Origin of the sequence: Mycobacterium sp. (genome assembly GCF_019243155.1) — a bacterium.
GTDB lineage: Bacteria > Actinomycetota > Actinomycetes > Mycobacteriales > Mycobacteriaceae > Mycobacterium.
In genome coordinates this window covers 1-17209 of sequence record NZ_JAFAUS010000243.1, presented here as the reverse complement: position 1 = coordinate 17209, position 17209 = coordinate 1, and the positions used below count along the sequence as shown (strand labels likewise).

At 66.2% G+C, this 17209-nt stretch carries 17 protein-coding genes and 1 tRNA gene; 6 read left to right on the top strand and 12 right to left on the bottom strand.

Going from position 1 to position 17209, the window contains the following annotated elements:
- The 8 genes from pdhA to JOZ00_RS11940 form a co-directional block, all read right to left on the bottom strand.
- Positions 1-965 (bottom strand): pyruvate dehydrogenase (acetyl-transferring) E1 component subunit alpha (gene pdhA / locus JOZ00_RS11975; RefSeq protein WP_293344080.1); only part of this gene is annotated, 965 nt, incomplete at its 3' end.
- Positions 966-1144: 179 nt separating this feature from the next.
- Positions 1145-1957 (bottom strand): CoA ester lyase, encoded by an 813-nt coding sequence (locus JOZ00_RS11970; RefSeq protein WP_293344078.1) that lies wholly within the window; start codon positions 1955-1957, stop codon positions 1145-1147.
- The gene (locus tag JOZ00_RS11965; RefSeq protein WP_293344076.1) at positions 1954-2451 is read right to left on the bottom strand and encodes a MaoC family dehydratase; all 498 of its coding nucleotides are present in this window, start codon (positions 2449-2451) and stop codon (positions 1954-1956) included. The genes JOZ00_RS11970 and JOZ00_RS11965 overlap by 4 nt, the downstream gene beginning before the upstream one ends.
- A gap of 49 nt (positions 2452-2500) precedes the next feature.
- Positions 2501-3676, bottom strand: a complete 1176-nt coding sequence (locus JOZ00_RS11960) for an acyl-CoA dehydrogenase family protein (protein ID WP_293344074.1) — start codon at positions 3674-3676, stop codon at positions 2501-2503.
- Positions 3677-3678: 2 nt separating this feature from the next.
- Positions 3679-5661, bottom strand: coding sequence for an acetyl/propionyl/methylcrotonyl-CoA carboxylase subunit alpha (locus tag JOZ00_RS11955; protein ID WP_293344082.1), 1983 nt, complete (start codon positions 5659-5661; stop codon positions 3679-3681).
- A 5-nt stretch (positions 5662-5666) separates the two neighbouring features.
- Positions 5667-7250, bottom strand: a complete 1584-nt coding sequence (locus tag JOZ00_RS11950) for a carboxyl transferase domain-containing protein (RefSeq protein WP_293344072.1) — start codon at positions 7248-7250, stop codon at positions 5667-5669.
- A complete protein-coding gene (locus JOZ00_RS11945; RefSeq protein WP_293344070.1) occupies positions 7247-7891 on the bottom strand; it encodes a 3-oxoacid CoA-transferase subunit B in 645 nt (214 codons plus the stop codon). Before JOZ00_RS11945 ends, JOZ00_RS11950 begins: the two co-directional genes overlap by 4 nt.
- Before the next feature lie 49 nt (positions 7892-7940).
- On the bottom strand, positions 7941-8684 hold the full coding sequence (locus JOZ00_RS11940; RefSeq protein WP_293344068.1) for a CoA transferase subunit A: 744 nt from the start codon (positions 8682-8684) through the stop codon (positions 7941-7943).
- 108 nt (positions 8685-8792) lie between these two features.
- Here JOZ00_RS11940 and JOZ00_RS11935 point away from each other — a divergent pair, with 108 nt between their 5' ends.
- A complete protein-coding gene (locus JOZ00_RS11935) occupies positions 8793-9449 on the top strand; it encodes a TetR/AcrR family transcriptional regulator (protein WP_293344066.1) in 657 nt (218 codons plus the stop codon).
- Positions 9450-9509: 60 nt separating this feature from the next.
- A complete protein-coding gene (locus tag JOZ00_RS11930) occupies positions 9510-10307 on the top strand; it encodes an MmpS family transport accessory protein (protein ID WP_293344064.1) in 798 nt (265 codons plus the stop codon).
- Between the two features lie 5 nt (positions 10308-10312).
- Here the strand turns inward: JOZ00_RS11930 and JOZ00_RS11925 are convergent, their stop codons facing one another.
- Entirely contained in the window at positions 10313-11653 is a 1341-nt protein-coding gene (locus JOZ00_RS11925; RefSeq protein ID WP_293344062.1) for an MFS transporter, read from the bottom strand.
- An 85-nt stretch (positions 11654-11738) separates the two neighbouring features.
- Here JOZ00_RS11925 and cmrA point away from each other — a divergent pair, with 85 nt between their 5' ends.
- On the top strand, positions 11739-12545 hold the full coding sequence (cmrA, locus tag JOZ00_RS11920; RefSeq protein ID WP_293344060.1) for a mycolate reductase: 807 nt from the start codon (positions 11739-11741) through the stop codon (positions 12543-12545).
- Positions 12546-12601: 56 nt separating this feature from the next.
- On the opposite strand, the gene JOZ00_RS11915 is transcribed toward cmrA, so the two are convergent.
- Positions 12602-14161: a helicase HerA-like domain-containing protein gene (locus JOZ00_RS11915; protein WP_293344058.1), complete on the bottom strand. Its 1560-nt coding sequence runs from the start codon at positions 14159-14161 to the stop codon at positions 12602-12604.
- 101 nt (positions 14162-14262) lie between these two features.
- Here JOZ00_RS11915 and orn point away from each other — a divergent pair, with 101 nt between their 5' ends.
- Together orn and JOZ00_RS11905 are read left to right on the top strand one after the other, a co-directional pair.
- Positions 14263-14910: an oligoribonuclease gene (orn, locus tag JOZ00_RS11910; protein ID WP_293344057.1), complete on the top strand. Its 648-nt coding sequence runs from the start codon at positions 14263-14265 to the stop codon at positions 14908-14910.
- A 48-nt stretch (positions 14911-14958) separates the two neighbouring features.
- Positions 14959-15034: transfer RNA gene (locus JOZ00_RS11905), tRNA-His, on the top strand.
- Positions 15035-15083: 49 nt separating this feature from the next.
- Here the strand turns inward: JOZ00_RS11905 and JOZ00_RS11900 are convergent.
- On the bottom strand, positions 15084-15260 hold the full coding sequence (locus JOZ00_RS11900; protein WP_293344056.1) for a hypothetical protein: 177 nt from the start codon (positions 15258-15260) through the stop codon (positions 15084-15086).
- Positions 15261-15725: 465 nt separating this feature from the next.
- Here JOZ00_RS11900 and JOZ00_RS11895 point away from each other — a divergent pair, with 465 nt between their 5' ends.
- Entirely contained in the window at positions 15726-16016 is a 291-nt protein-coding gene (locus JOZ00_RS11895; RefSeq protein WP_293344054.1) for a hypothetical protein, read from the top strand.
- Positions 16017-16019: 3 nt separating this feature from the next.
- Here JOZ00_RS11895 and JOZ00_RS11890 read toward each other — a convergent pair whose 3' ends face one another.
- Positions 16020-17207 (bottom strand): Ig-like domain-containing protein, encoded by a 1188-nt coding sequence (locus JOZ00_RS11890; RefSeq protein WP_293344052.1) that lies wholly within the window; start codon positions 17205-17207, stop codon positions 16020-16022.
- Positions 17208-17209: the final 2 nt, after the last annotated feature.

The following is a 17209-nucleotide window of genomic DNA, read 5'->3' as shown; positions in this document are numbered from 1 at the left end:
ACGGCGTCGCGCAATTCGGCCCGCATGCGCTTCGACCGGGCATCGACCCGCTCTTCCAAGCGCTTCGACCACAGGCCCTGAGTCTGTAAGTAGCTGCGATAACGCGGGATCGGATCCAGCGCCGCCCAGTGGTCCACCTCATCCTGGGTCCGGTATCGAGTCGGATCGTCGGAGGTTGTATGCGGGCCAAGGCGATAGGTGACCGCCTCGATCAACGTCGGACCGCCACCGGCCCTCGCCCGGGCGGCGGCCTCGGCCATGACCGCGTAGCAGGCCAGCACGTCGTTGCCGTCCACCCGGATGCCGGGCATGCCGTATCCAATTGCCTTGTGCGCTATGGACGGCGCGACGGTCTGCTTGGATATCGGCATCGAGATCGCCCACTGGTTGTTCTGCACGAAGAAGATGCAGGGTGTGCTGAAGACGGCCGCGAAGTTCAGCGCCTCGTGGACGTCGCCCACGCTGGTGGCGCCGTCGCCCAGGAAGGCCACCGTCACCGAATCCTCGCCGAGGCGCTGGGCGGCCATCGCCGCACCGACCGCGTGCAAGGTTTGAGTGCCGATCGGAATCGACAGCGGGGCGCAACATTTCTTGGTGAATTCCAGCCCGCCGTGCCACGTTCCGCGCCAAGCGGCGCCGACGTGGCCGGGCGGGATGCCGCGCACCAGAAATGCGCCGAGCTCCCGGTATTGCGGGAACAACCAGTCGGACTTGCGCAGGCAGGCCACGGCGCCGACCTGCGCGGCCTCCTGGCCTTGGCAGGACGCGAACAGGGCCAATTCCCCTTGCCGCTTCAGGTTGACGAATTCGCCGTCGACTTCCCGAGTGACGACCATCATCTCGTAGAGCCAACACAGTGTCTCCGCGGGAAGGTCGCGGGGATAGCGCGTTTCGGGCGTCGGTGTGCCATCGGCGGCCACCAACTGCACCGGCTCGAGGTCGACGGTCATCGGCGTCTGAGACATTCGCGCGACACCGCCTCCCTGGCCCGGTGCCGCGTGGCTCACTGCCGCGAGCGGAAAGCGATCGCCAGATACACGAAACGCTTCGCTCGACGCGACACTGGCGTACTGACCATTATGCGCTCAAAAAAGAGCAGACCGCGTTGATCGCGAACGTGTCGCAGTGGCCGGCCAATGGGCGGCTAGGCCTCCCCGGCCCGCCGCAGCAGCATCGCCGCGTGCTTGAGCACCGGCGAGTCGACCATTTGGCCTTCGAAGGCGAACACTCCGCGCTCGGTCCGCGCCGCCTCGATGACCCGGCGCGCCCAGTCCAATTTCTCCTCGGTGGGGCGATAGGCCTCGCGCACCACCGGGATCTGACTCGGGTGAATGCACACCGTCCCGGCGAAGCCCAGCGCAACGGCATCTTCGGCCTCGGCCCGTAGGCCGTCGAGGTCGCGGATGTCGAGATGCACCGCGTCCAGGGCGACCCGGTCGAATGCGCACGCCGTGAGCAGGGCCGTCGACCGTACGTGGTGGGCCACATCCCGGTAGGTGCCGTCGGCCCACCGGCTGGAGCTACCGCCGAGCGTGGCGACCAGGTCTTCGGCGCCCCACATCAGCGCCACGGTGCGTTGCGCCGCGGCGATCTCGGTGGCGAATACCGCTCCGCGCGGCGTCTCGAGCAACGCGATCACGTCATGCGGAGCCAGCGCGTCGACCTGCGCCCCCGATTCGGTCTTGGACAGCATCACCGTCGTGTACGCGGTTGCGGCCAGGGCCTCCAAGTCGCGGGCGTGCTCTGCGGTGTCGGTCGCGTTGACGCGCACCACGGTGCGCTCCGGGTCCAGCGTGGTGTCCTGCAATGCCTTGCGTGCGGCGGGCTTGTCCGCTTCGGCCACCCCGTCCTCGAGGTCGAGGATCACCACGTCGGCCGCGGCGGCGGCCTTCGCGAAACGCTCGGGGCGGTCGGCCGGGCAGAACAGCCAACCCGGGCCGGCGGCTTGCAGGTTCATCGGGCGTCCTTCCCGTCCGGGTTCTTCTGTACCAGCGTGGTCCGCACGGCGCGCGCGACGACGTCGCCATGCTGGTTGCGCCCCGTGTGCTCGAGCGTGACGATGCCTTCGCCGGGCCGGCTCTTCGATTCGCGCTTGCCCGTGCATACGGTTTCCGCGTACAAGGTGTCGCCGTGAAAAACCGGCTTGGGGAAGGACACCTCGGAGAACCCGAGATTGGCCACGATGGTGCCAAGCGTCAGCTGCGACACCGACAGCCCGACCAGTGTGGAGAGGGTGAACATGGAGTTCACCAGGCGCTCACCACGAAAGCCCGGCTGCTCGGCGGCCCAGGCCGCGTCGAGGTGCAGCGACTGGGTGTTCATCGTCAGCGTGGTGAAGAAAACGTTGTCGGCCTCGGTGATTGTGCGGCCGGGCCGGTGCAGGTAGGTGGTGCCGATCTCGTACTCTTCAAACCACAAGCCCCGCTGGACAACTGACTTGCCTTCTGTCATGGGCGCCGCTCCTCTTCATCGCTACGCTCTGCATCGTGGCCGGCGCGTGTCATGACAATCCCAGCGATCGCGCGATGAGCATCAGTTGCACCTCGGTAGTCCCTTCACCGATCTCGAGAATCTTGCTGTCGCGATAATGCCGTGCCACCGGATACTCGTTCATGAAGCCGTAGCCGCCGTGAACCTGGGTGGCGTCGCGCGCGTTGTCCATGGCCGCTTCCGACGCGATCATCTTCGCGATCGCCGCCTCCTTCTTGAAGGACTTGCCCGCCAACATCTTTGCGGCCGCATCGTAGTACGCCGTGCGGGCGACGTGCGCACGCGCTTCCATCCGCGCGATCTTGAAACTGATCGCCTGGTAGGAGCCAATGGGCTGGCCGAAGGACTGACGTTCCTTGGAGTACTTGACGCTTTCGTCGACGCAGCCCTGCGCGGCCCCGGTCGCCAGTGCAGCGATCGCGATGCGGCCCTCGTCCAGGATGGACAAGAAGTTCGAGTATCCGGTGCCACGGGGTCCCAGCAGGTTCTCTTCCGGCACCCGCGCGTCGTCGAAGCTGAGCGGATGCGTGTCCGACGCGTTCCAGCCGACCTTGCTGTAGACCGGCTCGACGGTGAATCCCGTTGTGCCGCTGGGCACGATGATCGTCGAGATCTCCTTCTTCCCCGACGCTTCCGTTCCAGAGGTGCCGGTGACCGCGGTGACGGTGACCAGTGAGGTGATGTCCGTGCCCGAGTTGGTGATGAATTGCTTGCTGCCGTTGATCACCCACTCGCCGTCGTCGAGGCGGGCCGTGGTGCGAGTGGCCCCCGCGTCGGAACCCGCGCCGGGCTCGGTGAGCCCGAAGCCGGCCAGCGCCCGGCCCGCCGTCAGGTCGGGCAGCCACGTGCTCTTCTGCTCGTCGGTGCCGAACCGGTAGATCGGCATGGCGCCCAGGCTGACTCCGGCCTCCAGCGTGATGGCCACCGACTGGTCGACCTTGCCGAGTTCCTCGAGCGCCAGTGAGAGTGCGAAGTAGTCGCCACCCATGCCGCCGTATTCCTCCGGGAACGGCAGCCCGAACAAGCCCATTTCGCCCATCTTGGCCACGACTTCGTACGGGAAGCTGTGCTCCTCATCGTGTTTGGCCGACACCGGGGCGACCACGGTGCGCGCGAACTCGGCGACCGTGTCGCGAAGATCCTCGTATTCCTTGGGTAATGTCCCCGCAGTAATGGAAGTAGTCATCATCAATCCTTGTTCTCTTCGGTCGGTACCAGCCGGGCCAGTACCTGCTCGACCTTGACCTGGTCACCGACGGACACCAGCACCTCGACCTGCCCCGAAATCGGCGCGGCCAGTGAGTGTTCCATCTTCATCGCCTCCACAACCACCACAACGTCCCCCTCGGCGACGTCGTCGCCCGTGGCGGCCTGGACGGCGATCACGCTGCCGGGCATGGGGCTGACGATCTCCGCCTGCCGCGCACCCGACACGCGGTGGATCTTATTCTCCTCGGCCTCACGCAGATGCCAGGTTCCCCGCTCGTCGGCGATCCACAGGTGCCGGTCCGCCTCGGCCCACTGATACTCGCGGCGCAGCCCGCCCACCGTGGCGCTCATCTGCGCACCAGCGAATCGTGCATCCGCCGAGAGGATTTCGCCGTCGCCGACCTGCACACTGGCGGCCTCCGGCGTCCCCCATACCGATACCGTCTCGCTGCGCAGGGCGGTCTGCATCTCGGTGCGTACCGACGCCGGGTCGGCACCGACCCGCCATCCGCTCGGTACCGCCCACGGATTCCCCTGTGCGCGCCGGGATATCGCCCACTGGCGAAAGAGGCCGCCCGCGGCGAGCACATCGTCGGGCGCCGGCAGCGGCGCGAAGTCCACCACCCGCTCGTCCAGCAGCGCGGTGTCCAGGTCCCCGGCGCGCACCCGCTCGTCGGCCAGCAGGAAACGGAGGAATTCGACGTTGGTCTGCACGCCCAGGATCGCGGTTTGAGCAAGGGCGCGATCAAGTCTCGACAGCGCCTCATCACGGTCGGCCCCGTACGCGATCACTTTGCTCAGCATCGGGTCGTAGTCGCTACCGACCCGCGTGCCCGGCAGCAGCGACGAATCGACCCGCACGCCTTCGCCTGACGGCTCGAAGACCGCCAGCACGTCGCCACCGGTGGGCAGGAAACCCCGCGCCGGATCCTCCGCATATACCCGCGCCTCGATCGCGTGCCCGCGCAGGTCGATGTCGTCCTGGGCGAAGGCCAGCTTTTCGCCGGCTGCCACCCGCAGCTGCCATTCCACCAGATCCAGGCCCGTAATCGCCTCGGTCACCGGATGTTCCACTTGGAGCCGGGTGTTCATCTCCATGAAGAAAAACTCGTCGGGCCGGTCCGCGGAGACGATGAACTCCACCGTGCCCGCGCCGACGTAGTCGACGCTGCGGGCGGTGTTGCAGGCCGCCGCCCCGATCCGGGCGCGTGTCTGCGGGTCGAGCAAAGGCGAGGGCGCCTCTTCGATGACCTTCTGGTGGCGGCGCTGCAGGCTGCACTCCCGCTCACCGAGATGCACGACGTTGCCGTGCGTATCGGCGAGCACCTGTACCTCAATATGCCTGGGCCGCAACACGAACCGCTCCAGGAACAGCGTGTCGTCGCCGAACGAGGAGGCGGCCTCTCGTCGGGCGCTCAGTAGCGCGTCGCGCAGCCGGGCGGGTTCCTCCACCATCCGCATGCCCTTGCCGCCGCCGCCCGCCGAGGGCTTGACCAACACCGGGTAGCCGATCTCATCGGCCGCGGCGACGAGCTCTTCGTCAGTCAGGCCCGGCTTGGCAACACCGGGCACCACCGGGACGTCGAAGTCCACCACCGCGTTCTTGGCGGTGATCTTGTCGCCCATCACCTGTATCGCCCGCACCGGTGGGCCCAGGAACACGACCCCAGCGCGTTCACAGGCGGCGGCGAATTCAGCGTTCTCCGAGAGGAATCCATAGCCTGGATGGATCGCCTGCGAACCACTGCGCACGGCGGCGTCGACGACCTTGTCGATGTTCAGGTAGCTCTCGCGCGCCGCGGCGGGTCCCAGCCGGACCGCCGCATCGGCTTCCAGAACGTGGCGGGCGTTGGCGTCGGGGTCGCTGTAGACGGCGACGGACCGGATGCCCAGCCGGCGCAAAGTCCGGATCACTCGGACCGCGATCTCGCCGCGGTTGGCCACCAGCACGGTTTCGAACACTGCACTCACATCCGGAAGACGCCGTAGGAGACCGATTCTAGCGGCGCCTGGGCGCACACCGAAAGGGCAAGCCCGACAACCGTTCTGGTGTCGGCGGGATCGATTATGCCGTCGTCCCACAACCGGGCCGTCGAATAGTACGGGTTGCCCTGATCCTCGTACTGCTCACGGATGGGTGCCTTGAACGATTCCTCGTCGTCGGGCGACCACGGATTGCCCGCCGCGGTGACCTGTTCGCCGCGTACCGTCGCCAGCACCGAGGCGGCCTGTTCGCCGCCCATCACCGAGATGCGCGCGTTGGGCCACATCCACAAAAAGCGCGGCGAGTAGGCGCGTCCGCACATCGAATAGTTGCCGGCGCCATAGGATCCGCCGATCACGACGGTCAGCTTGGGCACCCGGGCACAGGCCACGGCGGTGACCATCTTGGCGCCGTGTTTGGCGATGCCGCCCGCCTCGTAGTCGCGGCCGACCATGAAGCCGGCGATGTTCTGTAAGAACAGCAGCGGGATCCTGCGCTTGTCACACAGCTCGATGAAATGCGCTCCCTTCAAGGCGGATTCGCTGAAGAGCACACCGTTGTTGGCGATTATCCCTACCGGGTGGCCGTGGATGCGCGCGAACGCGGTCACCAGCGTCTTGCCGTAGTTGGCCTTGAATTCGCTGAATTCGCCGCCGTCGACCAAGCGGACGATCACCTCGTGCACGTCGTAGGGCGTTCGTGGATCCGGCGGCACCACGTCGTAGAGCTCCGTCTGTGGATGAGTGGGCTCGACGGCGGGCTGCACGTCCCACGGGCTGGGCTCGCGCGGGCCGAATGTGGCCGCGATCGCCCGCACGATGCGCAGCGCGTGTTCATCGTCGTCGGCGAGATGGTCGGTGACACCCGAGACGCGCGAGTGCAAATCCCCACCGCCCAGGTCCTCGGCCGAGACGATCTCGCCCGTCGCGGCTTTGACCAGTGGCGGGCCGCCGAGGAAGATCGTGCCCTGCTCGCGAACGATGACGGCCTCATCGCTCATCGCCGGCACGTAGGCGCCGCCCGCCGTGCACGACCCGAGCACCGCGGCCACCTGCGGAATTTCCTTGGCGCTCATGGTCGCCTGGTTGTAGAAGATCCGCCCGAAGTGCTCGCGGTCGGGGAACACCTCGTCCTGGCGCGGCAGGAACGCGCCACCGGAGTCCACCAGATAGATGCACGGCAGCCGATTCTGCAACGCGATCTCCTGTGCGCGCAGGTGCTTTTTGACCGTCATCGGGTAGTAGGTGCCGCCCTTGACCGTCGCGTCGTTGGCGACGATCACGCATTCGCGCTCCGAGACCCGGCCAACCCCGGTGATGATCCCGGCACCTGGAGACTCGTCGTCGTACATGCCGTTGGCGGCCAACGGCGAGAGCTCCAAGAACGGGCTGCCCGGATCCAGCAGGCGATCCACGCGTTCGCGGGGCAACAGCTTGCCGCGGCTGACGTGGCGTTCGCGCGCGCGTTCATTGCCGCCCAGCGCTGCGGCCGCGAGCCTGGCGTTCAGTTCGCCGACCAGCCGGCGGTGTTCATCGGCGAACGACGGCGCGGCCGTCACGGCCGTCACTGTGCGGCCGCTCGAACCGTAAGGGCCGGTTGGGTCTTCGCGATGACTTCCTCGACCGAGACATCCGGCGCGGTTTCGATCAGGTGCAGGCCGTCCTCGCAGACGTCGATCACGGCCAATTCGGTGACGATCTTGGTAACGCAGCCGAGGCCGGTCAACGGCAACGTGCACCGCTCGAGAATCTTGGGGCTGCCGTCCTTGGCGGCGTGCTCCATCATCACGATCACCTTGCGGGCACCGTGCACCAGGTCCATCGCACCGCCCATGCCCTTGACCATCTTGCCCGGGATCATCCAGTTGGCCAGGTCGCCGTTGACCGAAACCTGCATGGCGCCAAGGACGGCCACGTCCAGATGCCCACCGCGAATGATGCCGAACGAAGTCGACGAGCTGAAATACGACGTCCCCGGCAGCGCGGTGACCGTCTCCTTACCGGCGTTGATGAGATCGGGGTCGAGGTCCTCGCGCCTGGGGTACGGCCCGACGCCGAGGATCCCGTTCTCCGAATGCAAGACGACGTGGACGCCGTCGGGCAGGTGATTCGGGATCAGCGTGGGCATTCCGATGCCGAGGTTGACGTACTGGCCGTCCTCGAATTCCGCGGCCACCCGCGCGGCCATGCCTTCGCGACTCCAGCTCATTTGGCGCCACTCCTCTTCATCGCTGCGCTCTGCATCGTCGTCGGCGCACTCATCGCACCGTCTCCTTCTCGATCCGTTTTTGCGGATTGGGCACGTGCACGACGCGCTGCACGAAGACTCCGGGCGTGTGCACCTGTGCAGGATCGATCTCACCGGGCTCGACGAGATGTTCGACCTCGGCGATGGTGATCTTTCCCGCACCCGCGCATTCGGGGTTGAAGTTGGCGGCCGTCTCGCGGTACACGAGGTTGCCGTGCCGGTCGCCTTTCCAGGCGTGCACGAGCGCGAAGTCGGTGCGGATCGCGCGCTCCAGAACGTAGGAGACACCATCGAACTCACGGGTCTCCTTGGCGGGCGAGGTCACCGCCACCGCCCCCGACGCGTCATAGCGCCACGGCAGCCCGCCGTCGGCGATCTGGGTGCCGACGCCGGCCGGCGTGTAGAAGGCCGGAATGCCCATCCCGCCGGCGCGCAGCCGTTCGGCTAGGGTGCCCTGCGGGGTCAACTCCACCTCGAGTTCACCGGACAGGAACTGACGCGCGAACTCTTTGTTCTCGCCCACGTACGACGAAATCGTCCGGCGAATCCGCTTGTGCCCCAACAAAACTCCCAGTCCGATGCCGTCGACGCCACAGTTGTTCGACACCGTCTCCAGGTCGGTGACACCGCTGTCGGCCAGCGCGGAGATCAGCGCTTCTGGGATACCGCAGAGACCGAATCCCCCGACCGCCAGGGACGCCCCGTCGGTTATGTCCGCGACAGCCTCGGCGGCGGTCGCTACCACTTTGTCCATTACCGAAAAGCCTCCTTGCCGCGGGGCTGGTCTTTCAGTTAATATTCATTAACTCGGGTGAGGATACCATCGCCGATCCCGCTGGTCTAGAGAGGACGACGCCGGGCCATGAGCACGTCCGCCTCCGACGGTCAGGCCGGTCCTTCCGACGCCCCAAATCGTCGCAGCCAGTTGAAATCTGACCGGCGCCTGCAACTGTTGTCGGCCGCCGAACGGCTCTTTGCCGAGCGCGGATTCCTCGCGGTGCGACTGGAAGACATCGGCGCCGTCGCCGGTGTCAGCGGCCCGGCCATTTACCGGCACTTCCCCAACAAGGAGTCGCTGCTGGTCGAGTTGCTGGTCGGCATCAGCACCCGGCTGCTCGCCGGCGCCCGGGACGTGCGTGCCCGCAACTCCGAAGCGGCCGAAGCGCTCGAAGGCCTCATCGATTTTCATCTGGACTTCGCCCTGGGCGAACCCGACCTCATCCGCATCCAGGACCGCGATCTCGAGCACCTGCCCGAGGCGGCCGAGAAGCAGGTGCGCAAAGCGCAGCGCCAATACGTCGAGGTCTGGGTGGGGGTGCTGCGCGAGCTGAACCCCCACCTTGTCGAAGCCGATGCCCGACTCGCGGCACACGCGGTGTTCGGTCTGCTGAACTCGACGCCGCACAGCATGAAGGCCCCCGACAACTCGCGCAGCAAGCCCGTCCGCGTGGTGCGATCCCGGGCCGTCCTGCGGGCGATGACCGTCGCTGCGCTGGCGGCCTGGAATCAGTCCTCCTAAGCTGCGCTTAGGAAGAGGCACCGCTGCGACCGCTGGTCCAGGTACCCTGCAAGCCATGAGGTGGACATGAACGATTCACGTCCAACCGATCGGTTTAGTGCAGCCCTGCCTAGGTCGCGGTCACAGGGCGCGAGCTATTCGCCCCCCGTGGATCCCGCATACGCCGATCAGGCGCCCTACACGCCCGCCTACTACGGCGGGCAAATGCCGCCGTGGGCCCCGAACGTGAACGAAACCAACCCGACCAGACAGTTGCCGCCGTACTGGCAACAGGACCTCCCTCCGTCGGGGCGGGTGCCGTCGCAGGGGATGGCTCCCCCGCCGTCGGGCGGGCCGAAACCGCCGCGATGGTTGTGGATCGTCGCCGGTGCGGCTGTGCTGCTGGTGGTTGCATTGGTGACGGCGCTGGTCCTTGTGAACGACGCGATCAAGACCCAGACCGCCGTCCCGCCGTTGCCTGCAATGCCGGAGCCGAGTTCGACGTCGCCGAGCCCGTCGGCGCGCACGTCTCCGCCACCCACCCTGGCGCCGATACCGCTACCGCTGCCGCCGCCCGGCGGCCCGACGCCCACCGAAACGACCGGCCCGGCCGCGATGCAAGACGTCACCTACACCGTGAATGGCGACGGTCGCGCGATCAGCATCATGTACATCGACACCGGAGACGTCGTCGAGACCGAGTTCAACGTGGCGCTGCCGTGGAGCAAGCAGGTGAGCCTGTCGAAGTCGGCCGCCCGTCCGGCGAACATCACGATCGTCAACATCGGTCACAACGTCAGCTGCACGGTCACCATCGACGGGATTCAGGTGAGCAGACGCGTCGGGGTGGGTCTGACGATCTGCGACGCCAGGGGCTGAGCCCGCTACGACGGCTCCGCCGCGAGTGCACCCCGCACCGGGACGCGAACCGCCAGCATCCCGACCAGCCCGGCGATCAACACCAGCGCGATGCCGCCTAGGCCCGCACGCACGGCGCCGAATACGTCGACGAAGACCGAGAACAGCCAGGGCGCCACGAATGCCACCGCTCGTCCGGTCATGGTGTACAGACCGAACGCGACCCCTTCCCTGCCGACCTTCGCCATCTGCAGCAGCAGGGCGCGCGCCGAGGACTGCGACGGCCCGATGAACATGCACAGCAGTAGTCCGCACACCCAGAAGGCCACCGAGCCGGACAGCACCATCAGGGTCAGCGCCAGGGCGACGATCGCGACCAGTGATCCCACGATGACGGGCTTGGACCCGATCCGATGGTCGACGAATCCGCCCACCACCGCGCCCACCGCGGCCACCACGCTGGCCACCACGCCGAACACCAGCACGTCGGCCTGGGAGATGCCGTACACGTTGACACCCAGCACGGCGCCGAAGCCGAAGATGGCCGCCAGTCCGTCGCGAAAGAGAGCGCTGGCGATCAGGAAGTAGACCAGGTTGCGGTCGCGACGCCATTCCGCGGAAACCTCGGTCCACAGCTTGCGGTAGCCGCCCAGCATGCTGGTCGGCGCGTGCACCTCTCCGGAATCGGGCAGCCGGTGGGCGACCAGCAGCAGCGGCAGCGCAAGGACCGCAAACCACGCCGCGGCCACCAGCATCGCCTCCCGCACATAGAGTCCGTCGTGGACGGGAACTCGCAGCAGCCCGCGCGTGGCATTGGGTCCGGACCCGGAACCTGAGATGAATCCCGTGTAGATCAACAGCAGCAGGAAGACGCTGCCGAGATATCCCGCCGCCCAGCCCAACCCGGAGATCCGGCCGGCGGTCTGCGGCGTCGAGAGCTGACGCAACATGGCGTTGTACGGGACGCTGGCCAGGTCACCGCAAGCGGCCGTGCCGCCCAGCAGCGCCAGCCCGGCCCACAGGTAGCCGGGGCGATCGTGAATGAAAAACATCGCGCACGTCAGCGTCACGGCCAAGCCCGTCAACACGGTCAATGTCATCCGCCTGCGGTGCGGTGACTCCACCCACACGCCGACAGCCGGGGCCAGCAACGCGACGGTCAATCCGGCGATCGCCGCCGCACGACCGAGCCAACTCGCCGGACTGGTGCTGCCGGGGATGCCCACCCCCACGCTGCTGGTCAGGTAGACCGCGAAGACGAAGGTTGCCACGATCGCGTTCAGGCCGGTGGAGCCGGTGTCCCAGACCGCCCACGCCACAACCCGGGACGGCACAGGCGTAAGAGCGCGCGACTCCGACTGATTCATGCCCGGCACTCTATTTGTTGGGCAGCTGACCCGCTTTAATGGGCAGCCGGCCTACCCCGTCCGGCTCGCTGTCTACGATTGCCTCATGCCGATACCAGCTCCCAGTCCCGACGCGCGCGCCGTTGTCACCGGGGCTTCGCAGAACATCGGCGAAGCGCTGGCGACCGAATTGGCCGCGCGTGGGCACAACTTGATCGTCACGGCGCGACGGGAGGACATCCTCAATGCCCTCGCCGCACGCCTGACGGATAAGTACGGCGTCACCGTCGAGGTGCGTCCCGCCGATCTTGGCGACCCCGGGGAACGGGCGAAATTGTGCGACGAGCTGGCCGCCCGTCCGATCTCGATCCTGTGCGCCAACGCCGGCACCGCGACCTTCGGTCCGGTAGCGGACCTCGATCCCGCCGGCGAGAAAGCCCAGCTACAGCTCAATGTCCTTGGGGTGCACGATCTTACGTTGGCCGTGCTGCCCGGCATGATCGAGCGTAGGGCGGGCGGCATCCTGATCTCCGGTTCGGCGGCGGGCAATTCGCCGATTCCCTATAACGCGACCTATGCGGCCACCAAGGCGTTCGTGAATACCTTCAGCGAATCGTTGCGCGGCGAACTGCGCGGCTCGGGCGTACACGTCACGCTGCTCGCGCCGGGCCCGGTCCGCACCGACCTCCCCGCCGATGCCGAAGCCACGCTGGTCGAACGGCTGGTGCCGGACTTTCTGTGGATCTCCACCGAACACACCGCCCAGCTGTCGCTGGATGCGTTGAACCGCAACAAGATGCGCGTCGTTCCCGGGTTGACGTCCAAGGCCATGTCGGTGGCCAGCGGGTACGCCCCGCGCGCCATCGTGGCGCCGATCGTGGGCAGCTTCTATAAGAAGCTCGGCGGCGGGTAACCGCACCACCCAGCCGCGAGCTGGGGGCACCCCCAGCTCGCGACGAATAGAGCGGCCTACTTGCGGCCGCGGCCGCTGAACATGTTTTTCACCACTTCGCGTATCACCGTGTTGATGCCGCTCTTCACGGTCGAATTGTTCAGCACTTCTTCCCACATCGCCGGGACCTTCGGCTCCGCCGGCTCCGGCATCGGCGGAACCGGGCCGTCCGCCGGGACCGGCGGGTAGCCGGACTGGGTCTGCGCCGGCTGCGCCCCGGGTTGGGCTTGCGGTCCGGGCTGGGGTTGCGGCGTTTGCTGCACGGTTTGGCCGTACTTGGATTGCAGCGGACTGCGTTTGGCCGCGGCGGTAATCTCCTCGGTGCCGATCGAGGCCATCAGCGAACGCGGCACCCGCATGCGGGTCCACGCGACCGGCGTCGGTGCGCCCTTCTCGGACAGCACGGTGACGACAGCCTCTCCGATTCCCAGCGATGTCAGTGCCGACTCCAGGTCGTACACATCGGTTTTCGGGTAGGTGCGGACGGTCCTGCTCAGTGCTTTCTGGTCATCGGGCGTGAATGCCCTCAGCGCGTGCTGAACTCGCGCGCCCAGCTGGGACAGGATGTCGTTGGGGATGTCCGTCGGCAGCTGCGTGCAGAAGAACACCCCGACGCCCTTGGAGCGGATCAGCTTGACGGTCTGCTCGACCTGCTCGAGGAAAGCCTTTGAGGCGTCGGCGAACAGTAGGTGCGCCTCGTCGAAGAAGAACACCAGCTTGGGTTTGTCGATGTCGCCGACCTCGGGCAGTTGGGTGTACAGGTCGGCGAGCAGCCACATCAGGAAGGTGGAGAAGATGACCGGCCGCACCGACTGACCGGTGAACTCCAGCAGCGAGATGATGCCCTGACCCTGATCGTTGTTGCGCAGCAGATCGTTCGGGTCGAGCTTGGGCTCGCCAAAGAACGTGTCACCGCCCTCGGCATCGAGGTTCACCAGCGCCCGCAGGATCACGCCCGCCGTCGTCGCCGACACCCCGCCCAGCGATTTCAGGGCTTCCTTTCCCTCGTCGCTGGTCAGGTAGCTGATGGCACCTCGTAGATGGTCCGTGGTGACCAGCGGACGGTTTTGATCCTTCGCCCAGTGGAAGATCAGCCCCAGCGTCGACTCTTGGGTAGCATTGAGCCCCAACACTTTTGACAGCAGCACCGGCCCGAAGCTGTCGATCGTCGCGCGGATCGGCACGCCGATTCCCTTGGTGCCCAACGACAAGAACTCCACCGGGAAGTCGGAGGCCTTCCAGTCGTCGCCGGTGTCTTTGGCGCGCGCGGCTGTCTTGTCGTTGGCCTCCCCCGGTTTGGACAGCCCAGACAGGTCGCCCTTCACATCGGCCATCAGCACGGGCACGCCGGCCGCGCTCAGCTGTTCGGCGATCAGCTGCAGGGTCTTGGTCTTGCCGGTCCCCGTCGCCCCGGCAACCAGGCCGTGCCTGTTGACGGTCGCCAGCGGAATCCGTATCTGCGCGCTCGGGTCGGCTTCGCCGTCGACGACGACGGTGCCCAGTTCCAGGGCCTGCCCCTGGACGGCGTAACCGTCCGCGATCCGCCTTGCCGGTGTGGGTGCTGATTCGCTGCTCATCGTGACTCGGCCCTCTTTTCCCCCGGTCGTTGCGCCGTTCATCACCCTACTTGCCAGGGTGAAACACCGGCAGGCCCTGACGTGGGCCTAGTCTGGGCGCTGTGCGCGACGAGTTGGTGTGGATCGACTGCGAGATGACCGGCCTCGACCTGGGTTCCGACAAATTAATCGAGATCGCGGCCCTGGTAACAGACGCCGAGCTGAATATCCTCGGCGACGGAGTCGACGTGGTGATCCATGCCGAGGACGCGGCGCTGTCGTCGATGATCGACGTGGTCACCGAAATGCACACCCGCTCCGGGCTGATCGACGAGGTGAAGGCGTCCACCGTCGACATGGCGACCGCAGAAGCGATGGTGCTGGAGTACATCGGCAAGCACGTCAAACAGCCGAAGACGGCGCCGCTGGCGGGCAATTCCATTGCCACCGATCGTTCGTTCATCGCCCGCGACATGCCCGCTCTGGACTCGTTTCTGCACTACCGGATGATCGATGTCAGTTCCATCAAGGAGCTCTGCCGGCGCTGGTACCCGCGGATCTACTTCGGCCAGCCGGTCAAGGGGCTGGCCCACCGGGCACTGGCCGATATTCATGAGTCGATTCGCGAGTTGCGGTACTACCGGCGGACCGCATTCGTCGCCCCGCCGGGGCCGTCTACCAGCGAAATCGAGGCGGTGGTCACGGGCCTCGGTGGCACCACGGACGCACCGGGATCAAACGATTCGGCCGCCGAGCCACCGACCGGCTAGTATCTACAGTCGCTGCTCGTACGGGCCAAGGCCCGGCAGGCAGACATGGTGGGTGTAGTTCAGTTGGTAGAGCGTCAGGTTGTGATCCTGAATGTCGCGGGTTCGAGTCCCGTCACTCACCCCAACTGGTCAGGGGGTTCAGCCTCTCTGACCGACGCTTGGCCACCGGTCGATCACTCGGCCTCGCTGAACTCCGCATGACTGCGCAGCAGAACCGGATCGGCCGAGTGGGCTTGACTGGCGAAGAGCAGGGCAGAGTCCTTGTCTGCCATTACTGTGACGATGCGCTTGTCACCGACGGTCGTGTACTCCACCGCCCAAACTTCGGTGGGCCATTTCTCGGTTTGCATCGTTCCCCTAAATGTCCCGTCGTTCGCAGCTCCGTCAGCAGAGACGGAGGTACGCGAAAGTAATTGCTGGGCAATGGCTTTCGGTCACTCTGCAGGCCGCTCCGGCTGACCCCGGCATCGCGGCGCACTCGTCGGCTGGCCAGATCCCGGATGCCGCGGTTTTCCAGTCCCGACTCTGTCTCCCCGCCGCCCACGGCGCAGTGCCGCTTCCCGACCTTTTAGGCTGTATTGACTTCCTGCAATGCTTTTACACCCGTGAACCCGAAAATTGTGAGGCAACGGGCCGTGCCCCCGAACCACCGCCGCATCCATGACCGCCGGCATTTCCGAAACGATCCGAAAGTTCGCAGCCTGTGCGTACGCGGCCTCAGGGCACGGGCGGCGAGAGCGGCCGTAGCAGGTGTCGCGATCGTTCTTACGGGCTGTGGCGGCGGCTCGAGTCAGACGACAACCACCGTCACGTCGATGCTGCCCGCGGAAACCAAAACGGTGACAGTGACCTTCACGCCACCACCCCCGCCCGGGCCGAAGACAAGTATCGATTCGGATGGCACGTTTGCGGTCGGCGGCGACATCGCGCCGGGCACCTATCGCACCCCCGGTAAGTACGGGTGCTATTGGGCGCGGCTGCGGAGCTTCAACACCAACGACATCATCGACAACAACGTCAGCGATGGTCCGCAGGTGGTGGAGATTCTGCCTGGCGACAAGGCGTTCCTGACGCGAAACTGCGCGCAGTGGCAAAAGGTCGGCTGACCGTCAGGTATTGGCGTTGCCCGCCTTCCACTGCGACCAGGGGATGTTCCAGTCACCCAGACCCTCGATCCCCGAAAGCGTCGGCCCGACGGTGTTCATCACCTGGACAATGTCGCCGCGCTTGCTGTGGTCGTAGAACCACTCGGCGTTGCTCGGGCTCACGTTGAGGCACCCGTGGCTGGTATTGGTGTGCCCCTGCGCGCCGACCGACCAGGGCGCCGAATGCACGAAGACGCCACTGTAGGACATCTGAGTCGCCCAGTCGACGTCCGTGCGGTATCCGTTGGGCGAGTTGACCGGAACCCCGTAGGTCGAGGAATCCATGATGATGTGCTTGAAGCGCGCTCCAATGATGTAGACGCCGTTGGCCGTCGGCGCGCTGTCCTTGCCCATCGAGGTCGGCATCGTCTTGACGACTTCGCCGTTGACTCGCACGGTCACCATCTTGGTGGTGTCGTCAGCGGTTGAAATCACCTCGTCGCCAATAGTGAAGTGCGTCTTGACATTGTCCTCGCCGAACATGCCGTCGCCCAGATCCACGCCGTAGGTGTTGACCGCAACGTCGATGGATGTGCCCGGTTTCCAGAAATGCTCTGGGCGCCAACGCACTTCTCGGTTGTTCAGCCAGTAGAACGCGCCCTCGACGGGCGGGTTGGTGGTGATGGCGATGGCCTTTTGCGCCGCCATCTTGTTGTCGATGTTCTCATCGAAGCGGATCGCAACCGGCTCACCGATTCCGACCACCTCGCCGTCGCCCGGATTGACGTACGGCATGGTCAGGTGGGCGGGCGAACTGGTCTCGAAGCTCATCTGCCGATTCGCCGCGCCGCCGAGGCCCAGCGCCTTCGCGGTCAGTGTGTAGCGCCGGTTGTAGCCGAGCTGCTCGGTGGTCGCCCAGCGCAATCCATCGGGGCTGAGCTGGCCGCTGATGGACTTGCCGTTCTCGTTGACCATGGTGACCGAGGCGAGCACGCCGTCGGCCACGCTGACCGTCACCGGCGCATCCACGGTCACGCCCACGGCGCCGTCGGTCACCGACGCGGTGAGTTTGGGGACGAGCAGATCGGCAAACGGGGTGCCTTTGTCGAAGATCACCTTTGCCGGCGACGCTTCCCGACTGCCGCCGCAGGCGACACCGAACAGAGCAACCGGAACCAACGCGGCTGCCAGCCACGATCGTCGTCGGCGCAAAG